This is a genomic window from Nostoc sp. XA010, assembly GCF_020829625.1.
Taxonomy (GTDB): Bacteria; Cyanobacteriota; Cyanobacteriia; order Cyanobacteriales; family Nostocaceae; genus Nostoc.
In genome coordinates this window covers 98,582-110,806 of sequence record NZ_JAIVFX010000004.1, presented here as the reverse complement: position 1 = coordinate 110,806, position 12,225 = coordinate 98,582, and the positions used below count along the sequence as shown (strand labels likewise).

Annotated in this window: 13 protein-coding genes; 6 read left to right on the top strand and 7 right to left on the bottom strand. The window is 43.5% G+C overall.

What is annotated here, in order from left to right; translation table 11 throughout:
- Positions 1–12: 12 nt before the first annotated feature.
- From LC608_RS07880 to LC608_RS07855, 6 genes are all read right to left on the bottom strand, one after another.
- Positions 13–219, bottom strand: coding sequence for a hypothetical protein (locus LC608_RS07880; RefSeq protein ID WP_308189841.1), 207 nt, complete (start codon positions 217–219; stop codon positions 13–15).
- A 316-nt stretch (positions 220–535) separates the two neighbouring features.
- A complete protein-coding gene (locus tag LC608_RS07875; RefSeq protein ID WP_229553008.1) occupies positions 536–808 on the bottom strand; it encodes a hypothetical protein in 273 nt (90 codons plus the stop codon).
- Positions 809–1,145: 337 nt separating this feature from the next.
- Positions 1,146–1,532 carry a VOC family protein gene (locus tag LC608_RS07870; protein WP_229553007.1) on the bottom strand — a complete coding sequence of 129 codons (387 nt, stop codon included), beginning with the start codon at positions 1,530–1,532 and terminating at the stop codon, positions 1,146–1,148.
- 378 nt (positions 1,533–1,910) lie between these two features.
- A complete protein-coding gene (locus tag LC608_RS07865; RefSeq protein ID WP_374108386.1) occupies positions 1,911–2,069 on the bottom strand; it encodes a VOC family protein in 159 nt (52 codons plus the stop codon).
- A 25-nt stretch (positions 2,070–2,094) separates the two neighbouring features.
- Positions 2,095–3,375 (bottom strand): VWA domain-containing protein, encoded by a 1,281-nt coding sequence (locus tag LC608_RS07860; protein WP_229553006.1) that lies wholly within the window; start codon positions 3,373–3,375, stop codon positions 2,095–2,097.
- A complete protein-coding gene (locus LC608_RS07855) occupies positions 3,372–4,628 on the bottom strand; it encodes a VWA domain-containing protein (RefSeq protein ID WP_229553005.1) in 1,257 nt (418 codons plus the stop codon). Before LC608_RS07855 ends, LC608_RS07860 begins: the two co-directional genes overlap by 4 nt.
- Positions 4,629–4,866: 238 nt before the next feature.
- On the opposite strand from LC608_RS07855, the gene LC608_RS07850 reads away from it, so the two are divergent.
- The 3 genes from LC608_RS07850 (at position 4,867) to LC608_RS07840 (ending at position 7,159) form a co-directional block, all read left to right on the top strand.
- Complete coding sequence (locus LC608_RS07850; RefSeq protein ID WP_069072491.1) at positions 4,867–5,529, top strand: ATP-dependent Clp protease proteolytic subunit; 663 nt, start codon at positions 4,867–4,869, stop codon at positions 5,527–5,529.
- Between the two features lie 147 nt (positions 5,530–5,676).
- The gene (locus LC608_RS07845) at positions 5,677–6,288 is read left to right on the top strand and encodes an ATP-dependent Clp protease proteolytic subunit (RefSeq protein ID WP_229469091.1); all 612 of its coding nucleotides are present in this window, start codon (positions 5,677–5,679) and stop codon (positions 6,286–6,288) included.
- A 244-nt stretch (positions 6,289–6,532) separates the two neighbouring features.
- Positions 6,533–7,159, top strand: a complete 627-nt coding sequence (locus LC608_RS07840; protein WP_229553004.1) for a J domain-containing protein — start codon at positions 6,533–6,535, stop codon at positions 7,157–7,159.
- Positions 7,160–7,482: 323 nt separating this feature from the next.
- Here LC608_RS07840 and LC608_RS07835 read toward each other — a convergent pair whose 3' ends face one another.
- Positions 7,483–8,682 (bottom strand): PLP-dependent aminotransferase family protein, encoded by a 1,200-nt coding sequence (locus LC608_RS07835; RefSeq protein WP_229553003.1) that lies wholly within the window; start codon positions 8,680–8,682, stop codon positions 7,483–7,485.
- 252 nt (positions 8,683–8,934) lie between these two features.
- Here LC608_RS07835 and LC608_RS07830 point away from each other — a divergent pair, with 252 nt between their 5' ends.
- The 3 genes from LC608_RS07830 (at position 8,935) to LC608_RS07820 (ending at position 12,214) form a co-directional block, all read left to right on the top strand.
- Positions 8,935–9,789 carry a basic amino acid ABC transporter substrate-binding protein gene (locus LC608_RS07830; protein WP_229553002.1) on the top strand — a complete coding sequence of 285 codons (855 nt, stop codon included), beginning with the start codon at positions 8,935–8,937 and terminating at the stop codon, positions 9,787–9,789.
- A gap of 245 nt (positions 9,790–10,034) precedes the next feature.
- Positions 10,035–12,038, top strand: a complete 2,004-nt coding sequence (locus LC608_RS07825; protein ID WP_229553001.1) for a serine/threonine phosphatase — start codon at positions 10,035–10,037, stop codon at positions 12,036–12,038.
- A complete protein-coding gene (locus LC608_RS07820; RefSeq protein WP_229553000.1) occupies positions 12,035–12,214 on the top strand; it encodes a hypothetical protein in 180 nt (59 codons plus the stop codon). Before LC608_RS07825 ends, LC608_RS07820 begins: the two co-directional genes overlap by 4 nt.
- The last annotated feature ends 11 nt before the right edge of the window (positions 12,215–12,225 follow it).

The following is a 12,225-nucleotide window of genomic DNA, read 5'->3' as shown; positions in this document are numbered from 1 at the left end:
TGCACCGATTATTTATTTATTAGACTCACCAGACTCACTTACCTGCAAATACTGTAACTGCTCAATTGATAACCCTGTGACTCTGCCAATCTGTTCTAATGGCATACCAGTATTAAATAGATTTCTTGCAACTTCAAGTAAAGCTTCAGCCTTGCCTTCAACCTTACCTTCAGCCTTGCCTTCGTCTAAAATATCTTGATAAATCACTGACTCGCGCATAATATCTGACCTCAAAACTCGTCTGATAACCTCTTTGTCTAATACTAATTTCCTAATAGGTCATTTCTCAAGTAAACATTAAATTAGCATTTTATTTTTTACAAAAGTATTCCCAATACGAAGAACCTGCTGTCTCAGATTTTACTCGTGAAACTCCAGGTTGTTTTAGATTAACTCTTTTTAATACTACATTTTGGGAGTCAATTTCTAATCTATCGAATTCATAAAGAGTTACAGTATTACAATCAATACCGCTACTTATAATCATTGCTTTAACTCCATTACGGTTAGAATATTTAAACTTTACTAGTTTATTCTAAGTGTAGAGTTGCCCTTCCTGTATGATGGAATTAACATCAATATAGTATTTATAATTTGATGAAATTGTTAGAATATATACCCAATTACCAGCATAAGATAACTGTTTTCTCTCACCTGAATATAAAACAGCTTTTACAATCGTTTGGCCCGTAAACTCGCCAATCGTCTCGCCAATCGCCTCCCCAATCTCATTACGTAGACCTTTGCCTACAGGCTTGCAGCTGGTAAGTGTTATGAGAAACAGAATTAAAGCAAAAGCCTTTTTCATAACCTTGTAGTTGATGTTCTTGGATGCACCACCATTGAGCTATGCATTAAGCACATCTTGCCCTGTTTCTAGCCGTTGTGACCTCCGAAATAACACAGGTTTTTTGAGAATTTTAGTAAAACTCCTCAAAAAAATTAAAGTATTTTTTTAAAATTTTATATATCACCAAAAAGTACCAGTGCTAAAAATGTAAATGCTAAGAAGTAAAAAACTTATATTTATTTATCCAATTTACTTAGATTACACATTTGCGTTCTTATTTGTGCCTTTGCGCGGCACAAAAAGAAGTCTGGTTGAATTACTTTAAAATAGATGTGATTCTTAAATATTAAATTTTTTAAAACTCATAAATTTCTAATGGTAAATTATCTGGGTCTTTAAAAAAAGTAAACTTTTTATTTGTAATTTCATCAACTCTGATATTTTCTACCTCTATTCCTTTCGATTTTAAATAAAAAACAGTTTCCTCAACATCATCAACTTTAAAAGCAATATGCCTTAAACCACAAGCCTCCGGTTTACTAGGCCGTTCTGGAGTATTTGGGAAAGAAAATAGCTCTATTTGAGCATTTTCTCCAACTCGTAAATCTAATTTATAAGAATTTCTCTCGGTGCGAAAAGTCTCTTGAATAATCGGAAATCCTAAAACTTCTACATAAAAATTTTTGGAGCGATCGTAGTCAGAACAAATAATAGCAATATGATGAATGCCAGTGGTTTTCATTTTAATTTCTCAAGCTACCAACCATTTACCTGTAGCATTTTTAGCAGAGTTTTGCTAATCTTTGCAAGATGAAGGCTTTAGCAAAGTGCTAATCTGGAAAATGCAAACCTTGCTCGCTGTGGCTTTGGATACTATCTTTACGATATTGCAAGTTCGCTTCAATATTTACTTCCCATTGTCAGACCTTCCTTTTTTGAAGGCTATCAAACTATCCGTAAGCTGCCTGAACATTACTTACAGATTAAAGAAGGTTTCTTTATTATGGCGCTAATTGAAGTACTTTCTTTTCATGTAAATAATCCGCAAGAGCATAAGTGGATTTCGGAAACCGTGCGGTATATCATTAAAGAACACGTTCATCCGTATCTTGAGGGCGAGTCATTTTTGTTTACTAAATACTAAGGCAGTCGGTGGATTTCTCTCGGTACGAAAAGTCTCTTGGATAATCGAAAAACCTAGAACTTCTACATAAATTTTTTTTGAGCGATCATAGTCAGAACAAATAATAGCTACATCATGAAGTCCAGTAGTTTTCAGAAAAATATTATGAATTATAAATTATCTATTCCTGTAAAACGGTTTTTGATACAATCCTAGTTTTCTTAAGGTCTGCTTCCGAAAGTTCCTCCCCAGCTTGCAGACGAGTGGCGGAAGTTTGCAACACTGTCGCCGCCCCTTTATCTCCTATTTGTAAAGCGGTTTTAGCAGCCGTTTGTAGCATTGTTGCTGCACCAGTGCGATCGCCTTGTTGCAATTTCGCCTCGGCTAACTGGGTTTGCCGATACTTCGCTAATGCTAAAATAGACTGTTGTACCTGCGGATTAGATATCGGTTGATACGCCCGCACTACATCTGCATAGACTGGCATGAGGGGCGAAAGTAAACCTTGTTCGTTAACCAACGGGTCATCATAACGGATTTGCAGATGAGCGATCGCTTGTTTCCCTTCGGGCAATTGTCCCAGATAAATGTTCGCCAAAACTACCCGTTCTACATCCTGCATCAAATCTCCCAAACGTACAGCAAAGCTACCATCAGCTTCCGGTTCCACTGGTAACTCGATTGTGTCTGGGGCAACTTGGGCAATGGGTTTCAATTCTGCTAGTCGGACATTTGGCACTAGAGATAACAGCAAGTAGGCATTAGTTAGCCCAATCGACTGAATCCGTCCAAACAGTCGGCTAAATTGCTCCACAGCTTGTTCAGGGCGTTCAATATGGGCTAAAGTCCCACCACCGACATCGGCAATTTTTTCTAGCAAATCCTGATTCCAGCTATTGCCAAATCCGAAAGTGTTGATAGTTAGGTTCAGTTTGGCAGCCTTTTGCGCGAGTTGAAGACAGCGCTTATTGTCATCTCGCCCAATATCCCACTTCCAAATCCGCAAACCGCTTTCACCATGCCCATCCGTCAGCAGAAACGCCTGGGAAACAGCGCCTCTTGTCCCCTTCATCAATTCTGTAATTCCCAATTCCAAACCCTCAGCGATCGCAGTACCGCCGCTAGCGCTGAGTTTGCTTTTTATTTGGGATTTGATGCTTTCGGGGTCTTCGATCGCTTGGTTAGGGATAATGACTTCCGCAGAACCGGAAAAAGCCACAACTGAGATGCGATCGCCTGCTTTCAACCGATCTATTAATCCTTCCACTGCCTGGATCACCGTTTTAATTGGTTGTCCATGCATGGAACCACTTCTATCCAAAATCAAGCAGAGATTAAGGGGCAGATTTTGGTCAAGCTCACCAGCGATAGCAAAAATCGTCATTGCTAGTTGACGTTGGCTACTTGTTTGAGCCATATCAACATTATTGTCATTTAACGCCGAGAGCAATTTAACTTTCATTGAGGAGGATTATCTTGCAAAACTGTTTTTGAGACAATCCGGGTTTTCTTGCGATCGCTTTCGGATAAATCTCCACCAGATTGTAGCTGGGTGGCAGAAGTTTGCAACACCGTCGCTGCCCCAGTATCTCCCATTTGCAGTGCAGTCTTAGCAGCCGTTTGTAACATTGTCGCCGCACCAGAGCGATCGCCCTGTTGCAATTTCGTTTCGGCTAGCTGGGTTTGGCGATACTTAGCTAATGCTAAAATAGAATGTTGCACCTGGGGATTCGGGTCTGCTTGGTAATTTTTGACTACATGGGCGTAAACTGGGATATTTGGTGTAACTAAACCTACCTTATTGGCGGCTGGGTCATCGTAGCGGACTTGCACATTAGCGATCGCTTGTTCACCTGTTGGCAATTGTCCCAAATAAATATTAGCTAAGATTACCCGTTCTGCATCTTTCATTAAATCTCCCAACCGCACAGCGAAACGTCCATCAGCTTCTTTTTGCAGTGGTAACTCAATTGTGTCTGGGGAAACTTGGGCCACAGGTTTAAGTTCTGCTAGCCGGACATTGGGCATCAGGGAGAATAGCAGATAAGCATTAGTCAATCCCACAGTTTGAATACGGCTAAACAGGCGATTAAACTCTTCCACCGCCTGTTCGGGTTTTTGAATATAAGATAAAGTACCTAAGCCAGCATCAGCAATTTTTTCTAAAACATCTTGGTTCCAATTGTCACCAAATCCCAAAGTGTTTAAAGTCAAATTATAGCTAGCAGCCAATTGAGCGAATTTTAAACAGCGATTATTATCACCATGTTCATTTTCACCGTCGGTTAATAAAAAAGCTTGAGAAACAGTATCTTTTTTACCCTTTGCCAGCTCCTCAATGCCTAAGCGTAGTCCTTCATCAATCGCAGTTCCACCATCGGCAGCTAGGCGATTAATTTGCTGTTTGATTTTCTCTGGATCTTCGACACTTTGACTAGGTACTAAGACTTTGGCGCGGTGATCAAAAACTACAACACTGAGGCGATCGCCAGGGTTGAGTCTATCTACCAGACGATTCGCGGCTTTTTTGACCGTTTCTAGCGATCGCCCATTCATCGAACCACTATGATCGAGAATTAAGCATAAATTCAGGGGTACATGGCGATCTTGATTTTCTCCGATCGCCGAAATCGAAATTCCCAACTGACGTTGACTGTTCAGTTGATTTGCGTCCAAATTACCATCATTCAAGGCAGGCTGCAAATTAACCTTCATAACTCAAAGTCCCTATTCAGGATATACATATTAAAAAATAACTTCAAAGCACCACTTTAACTCTACGAAAAACCTATCCAACACAAATACACTAATATAATCAGAATATCTTAGAAGCCAAGCATTGGCAGATGCGAAGCCACCTTGAGCATTAGGGAGAAATCCGCACCTTGAGTCAGGCTGGCATCGCGCTAGGATGTATTACAGTTAACGGCATAGTTTCAGGCGATCAGTTGCTATGGACATTTCCCCAATTAAGGCTGTTCAAGCCCCATATTACGGCGATAACTTTTACCGGACACCACCGCCAGATTTACCTTCCCTCTTATTGAAGGAGCGAATTGTCTATATTGGGATGCCTCTGGTGCCTGCTGTCACGGAATTAATCGTGGCCGAATTGCTATTTTTGCAATCCGACGACCCCGAAAAACCGATTAAAATCTATATCAATTCCACCGGCACTTCCGGTTACAGTGGCGAACCCATTGGCTTTGAAACCGAAGCCTTCGCCATCTTTGACACCATGAAATATATCAAGCCTCCGATCCACACCATCTGCGTCGGTTCCGCAATGGGAATGGCAGCGATGCTTCTCAGTGCTGGTACAAAAGGTTGCCGCGCTAGTTTGCCTCACTCCTCGATTATCCTGCATCAGCCCAAGAGCTACGCCCAAGGTCAAGCAACGGATATTCAAATTCGCGCCAGGGAAGTTTTGGTAAACAAAGGGGCGTTAGTTGATATCTTACATCGCACCACTGGACAGCCTCCAGAAAAAATTACTAAAGACATGGATCGGTTGTTATATTTAACACCCTATGAAGCAAAGGAATACGGTCTGATTGACCGAGTTTTTGAGAAAGAAGAACTCGCCAATCCCCCACTTCCTGCCAGTGTCCTTTAATTTGTCCTACCCTGCGGGAAGCCGCTAGCGCGTCTATGTCCTTTGTCATTCGTCCTTTGTTAATAACCAAAAATTATTAATGACCAATGACCAATGACCAATGACCAATGACCAATGACCAATGACTTATTAAGAACGGAGTAAATTATGCCTATAGGCGTTCCTAAAGTTCCTTACCGGATGCCCGGAGGACAATATACAGATTGGATTAGCATTTACGATCGCCTTTACCGGGAACGGATTATATTCTTGGGGCGAGATATTGATGATGAAATTGCCAATCAGATTATTGCTGTAATGCTGTATCTGGACTCAGATGATCCAGGTAAAGATATTTATATATACATCAATTCTCCAGGTGGGATGGTTACATCTGGCATGGCTATTTTTGACACCATGCAACATATCAAATCAGATGTAGTGACTATTTGCGTCGGTTTAGCAGCTTCAATGGGGTCTTTCTTGCTGGCTGCTGGCACCAAAGGCAAACGGCTAGCATTGCCTCACTCACGGATTATGATTCACCAGCCTTCAGGTGGCACCCGTGGACAAGCAAGCGATATCGAAATTGAAGCTAGAGAGATTCTGCGGATTCGTCACCAGCTCAATGGTATTTATGCCGAAAAAACCGGTCAGACCATAGAAAAGATTGAAAAAGATATGGATCGTGACTTTTTCATGTCTGCCGAAGAAGCAAAACAATACGGTTTAATTGACCGTGTGATTGAAGAACGAACCTCGATAGTAACAGGGGAGTAGGAAGGCAGGGGGCAGGGAGCAGGGAGCAGGGAATGAGGAAGCAGGGGGAGAGTAAAAACTCCTAACTCCTAACTCTTAACTCTTAACTCCCTAATTCCCCACTCCTCACTCCCCACTCCCGACCCCAAACAAACTGTCAACATTGAACTTAAAAATAGCAAATTAGCCCTTATTATTAATAGTTCAGGCGTGAAGCAGATAGCTAATAGCCTCTTGCTGGATATTCGATAGCTCATAGCTCAAGATGGATCTTGGAGATTGCTACCGTTTACTAGGTTTGAGATCGGGAGCTTCTTTTGCTGACATCAAAGCGTCTTACCGACGATTGGCGCAGCAATATCATCCCGATATCAACCCAGATGACAACAAAGCCAAAGATAAGTTTATTGCGTTGACAGAGGCGTACAAACTCCTGCTGACAGTGGTACTGCCAGAGGAAACTGTGGCACATTCAACTCAGGTGTCAACATCTGGTGTGCGTGGTGAGGCTAAGGCAACGCATTGGCAGAAAACACCAGTAACAACGGTGACAAGCCAAGAACCAGGGAAACCAAAGCCGCCTAATGTGCTGGAAATAGAAGAACGGCTCAAGTGGAAAACTTATGAGCAATTGCAGCGATTTTTGCAAGAAAGACGATTTCCGCAAGCGATCGCCCTAGCGGAAGCTTTAGCAGATCGTTTGTCAACTGATCTAGAAGTTCGCCAATGGCTAGCGATCGCCTATCAAATTTGGGGACGGGCGCTAATTTCCCAAAACCAGCTACTCAAAGCCAGAATTTATCTCAAAAAAGCTCTGAAGACAGACCCCCATAATAAAAGTCTCTGGTATGAAGTGCAGCGAGATTTTCAGCGCTTAGAACAAATTTTTTAAAGATTTACAAAATTTATTGAAAATCAAAATCTCGTTTCCTAGTCAAAGAAGGAAATGGTCTTCATTGCCCTGCTGCCACTGATACGGGAGGCGGGAGCCTCCCAAAAAGCATTCCCACTCTCAGACTGGGAACGAGATACTAGTGAAAAAGCTCTTGAGCAGGGAGATATTAGCAGGGAGCAGGGGAGAAAAATCACGCCACTTGCGGTTGTTGCTCTCAACCAAGGGAGAAAAGGAGCAGAGGTGCTTTCGCCCACAAACAAGGGGCGAGGTTTGTGTCTTTCCCCCTGCCCCCTGCCCCCTGCCCCCTGCCTCCTGAAAAATTACCGCCATCCGCGCAATACTGCTCCTAATGTAGCGATTCCCTCAACAATCTTCTGAGTTGGCTGAAAGCTAAAAGCTAACCTGATCGCATCATCCCCCTGTCCATTAGTGTAGCAGCGAGTCCCTGGTAGAAAACTGACACCGTGTTCACTGGCAGCCATTAGCAGTGCTTTGGCGCTAATGTCTGGGGGCAATTTACACCAAACGAAAAAGCCGCCATCGGGACGCTTTGCAACTACATCACTGGGAAACTCTTGAGCGATCGCTTCTAACAACAAATTGCACTTATGCTTGTAGCAGGCAATTAATTCCTGAATGTGATTATCTAGTTTGCCTGTGGCACAATAGCGGGCGACCACATGACTGACAAATGGCCCCACAGGCCCCTCACTTTTGAACATTGCTAGCCGCTCAATAATTGCTGGATCGCCACAAGCCCATCCCAGGCGGATACCAGGCGCAATAATTTTCGAGAAGGTACTCACATATAATACCCACCCCTCCTTGTCGAGGGTTGCCAGGGGGGGCACAGTTTCTCCTTGGAAGCGCAAATCGCTATAAGCATCGTCTTCCACCACCAGCACGCCATATTCAGCCGCTAATGCTACCAGTTTTTGACGGCGAAATAACGGCATAGTAGTGCCTGTGGGATCGTGAAAGGTGGGGATGGTGTAAATAAACCGGGGCCGGATGCCCTGCTTTTTCAAGTCGCTCAAAGTTACTTCTAAGGCATCTACATCCATCCCCAACTCATCCACAGGAATGGTAATTATACGTGCGCCAGCTTGGACAAATCTAACAACTACTCCCAGGAAAGTTGGCCCTTCCACAATTACCACATCACCAGGTTCGACAAATACATCTGGTAGCAAGCCCAGAATCTGGCCAGAACCATAGCCAATGATCAGGCGATCGCGATCGGTAGCGATTCCTTTAGCCTGCAAACGGAGGATAATTTGCTCGTATAGTTGAGCTGAAGGTGGGCCGTAATTGAGAGCGAGCGGAGCCTCTTCTGCCAGCACAGCAGCACTTGCAGCAGCCAAGTGAGCGTGAGGAAAGAGAATTGGGTCAGCTAGACCGTAGGTAAAGCTGACAGTGGCGATTTTGGTTAACTCTGTACTGTAGGTTGGTGGTGCGATGTTTCTAGCTCGTTCGGCGAATAAATCAGCAATTCGGTAAGCAGGGGTAGTGGCAGCCATAAAAAGTTAAAAATTGGAAGTCACAGTAGAGAACACACAAGAAGGCAATTAGCGAAAAGTCAGATTGGAGGAAGCCTTCAATCTGTTAGCGCAGCGTGGGAACGAGCATTACTTTTCAATAAAGTAGGGGTCTTAAACTTTCGTTAGCCACCCAGAATTCATGGTGGATTCTGGCTGCTGACGGATGTATTCTTCCTTATAACACGATGACAAGTATCGTGAATATTGACTGATAGAACGGAATTACTGAGAGTGAAATTAATTAACCTCAAGTGGCAGCAGCTAATTCTAAGCTTAGGCTGTCTGCTACTGATGATTGCCTGTAAAAGTTTCTATCCCACTACTAACCCAAATACTAAACTTCTCAAGGTTGCTACAGACCCTACGTTTATCCCTTTTGAAATCCAAAGGGCTAGCGGGAACTTGGAAGGTTTTGATATTGATTTGATCAATGCTATCGCTAAAGTAGCAGGTTTTGCAGTCCAGTTTGAAAGTCTGCCCTTTGATGGCATGATCTCAACTTTGCAAGCTAAAAGAGTCGATGCAGCAATTAGCGGAATCACCATTACCACCGAACGCCTGAAAACAATTGCTTTTTCACGACCTTATTTTAAAGCCGGGCTAGCAATTACTGTCCGCGAAGACAATCAAAATATTAAAGACTTTAATAGTCTTAAAGGTAAAAAAATCGCTGTACAAATTGGTTCCACTGGGGCAGATTTTGCCAAAACCATCCCCAACGCCAAAATTAGTACTTTTAATTCTGGGCCAGAATTTTTCCAAGACTTACTCAATGGCAATGTTGATGCTGTGGTTAGCGATGCTTTCGCAACTTTGTATGCGATTAAAAATGGCAAACTCCAAGGCATCAGAGTTGTTGCCGACCTTCTCACCCAAGAATACTACGGGATTGCTACGCCTAAAGACTCCCCCTATCTAGATGCAATTAACGAAGGTATAGCAACTTTGTTATCCAATGGCACTTACAAGCAAATTTATCTAAAATGGTTTAACCTTGACCCTCCGCAATTGCCAGATTCTTGGGCATTGGGCATTGAAAAGAGGCAGAGGGGCAGAAGTTCTTTAATTTTGAATTTTAAATTTTGAATTGATTTCTCCCTCATCTCGCTCATCTCCCTCATCTTCCCGACTCCCGACTCCGCATTTATAAGCAATTACCAGCCAATATATTAAATATTTATCTAATATGCGTCACAATTAATACTGCCACCAAAATTTATTGATAAACTACAATCTCTTATAGGTCTACTGTAGTCAGGGACAGCCAATTGTGGCACCTTGGATCTTAGTGGCTAGAAGCACCTTGGAGCGGGAATAAAGGAACTTCCACTATGCTGATTTGCCCTCAGTGTAAATTTGAAAATCCCAATAGTAATAAATTCTGTCAAAGCTGTGGCACGTCCCTGACCCACAAGGTCTGTCCTGAATGCAGTACCGATGATGTACCTGTGAATGCACTACGTTGTCATAACTGTGGCACGGAATGTGGAACAGTGTTTTGGGCAATTATTGCTAAGGAAACGACTGCGAAAGCTTTGGGAGTAGAGGAGGATGTGGCAGAAAAGGGAGATGAGGGAAATGAGGGATATGAGGGAGCAATATCTTCTTCATCTTCTCTATCCGCTAGTTCTCAGATTGCACCAGGCTCCTATTTAGACTCCCAAGAGCGCTATCAATTGTTAGATCCGCTACCTGCCCAAACGGAAACTGCCACCATTACTGATGTAGGTGTGAAAGTTCTAGACTGCCAGCCGTATCAAATATCACCTATTGAGGCAATACTAGCAAGTCAACAATCGGATTTGCTAACGCCATCAGTGGAAGCAAGTGGAATTCCTCACCTTGCTAAACTTTATATTGCATTACAATACCAAGGTCAGCCGGGGATACCGCCGATTCACGATGCATGGCAGCAGGGAAATATGCAGATAGTCATAATCGAAGACCGCTCACATTGGCAGCTTTTACTCGATTTATGGCAAGAAGAAACAACGAGTTCGTTAAAAATTTTACACTGGTGTTATGAAATGACCCAACTTTGGGCATTATTGGAACCAGTAGGTTGTCGTCAAAGCCTTTTAGATTTGTCGAATTTGCGATTGGATGAAGACCAAACGCTGGCGCTACAAAGGTTGTATGTGGAATCATCCAATTCTTTGCCTGTCACCGAGTCGCCAGAAGATGCCGAAGGCGAAACATCTGCTATTCCAGAGCAACCGTTAACCATTCAAGCTTTGGGGCGGGTTTGGCAAGCGCTATTTAGGCAATCTCAACGCACTCAATTTGGCCCTGTAGTCCAGATGTTGGGGGATTTAGAGGTAGGTAAGATTCAGACGATGGCACAATTGCGATCGCGTTTGGAGGAAATTTCTCTTGAACTGGAAGCACTAGGAACCGCAACTTTACCCCCAATAACGGAGAAAAATACTGCTGTGTCCATTATCCCGCAATCAGATGAGCCGGAAGATATCATTAGCAAAAGTGATGATATGCCGACGGTTGTACTGGCGATGCAGTTAAGTAGTTTGGAAGATGCAGGACGCACAGATGTAGGGCGTCAACGTCATCATAATGAAGACTACTTTGGCATTGAAACCAAAATTCAAAAGCTGGAGTTGCCCAAAAGTCGAGTCTTGGAAGGGCATGGTTTGTATATTCTCTGTGATGGTATGGGTGGACACGCTGGCGGCGAGATAGCCAGTAAGTTAGGAGTCAACACTCTACGGCAATACTTTCAAGAACACTGGATTACTAACCAACTGCCAACAGAAGATAGCATTCGTGAGGCAGTGTTTTTAGCTAATGAGGCGATTTACAAGCTCAATCAACAAGATGCCCGTTCTGGAGTTGGGCGAATGGGTACAACTCTGGTAATGCTCTTAATTCAAGGCACTCAAGCAGCAGTTGCTCATGTGGGAGACAGCCGTCTCTATCGCCTGACGCGCAAGCGGGGACTAGAACAAGTCACAGTAGATCACGAAGTTGGGCAACGGGAAATTACACGCGGAGTGGAAGCAAGCATAGCTTACGCCCGCCCGGATGCCTACCAACTCACGCAAGCTTTGGGGCCTCGTGACGAAAACTCGATTAATCCCGATGTAGATTTTTTTGAGATCAATGAAGATACTCTTCTGCTGTTGGTATCGGACGGTCTATCAGATAATGATTTAATAGAAACCCATTGGCAGACTCACTTAGAACCCTTACTTAGTTCTGGCGTTAACTTAGAACAGGGTGTTACAGACTTAATTGATTTAGCGAACCAACACAATGGTCACGACAATATTACTGGTATACTTATTCGAGCAAAAGTACGCCCAAATTTGGAAAGTTGAAAATTAAGGGACTGGGGGCTGGGGACTGGGGACTGGGAACTGGGGACTGGGAACTGGGGACTGGGGACTGGGGACTGGGGACTGGGGACTGGGGACTGGGAACTGGGGACTGGGGACTGGGAACTGGGGACTGGGAACTGGGGACTGGGGACTGGGAACTGGGAACTGGGAAATAATTTTCTACTCT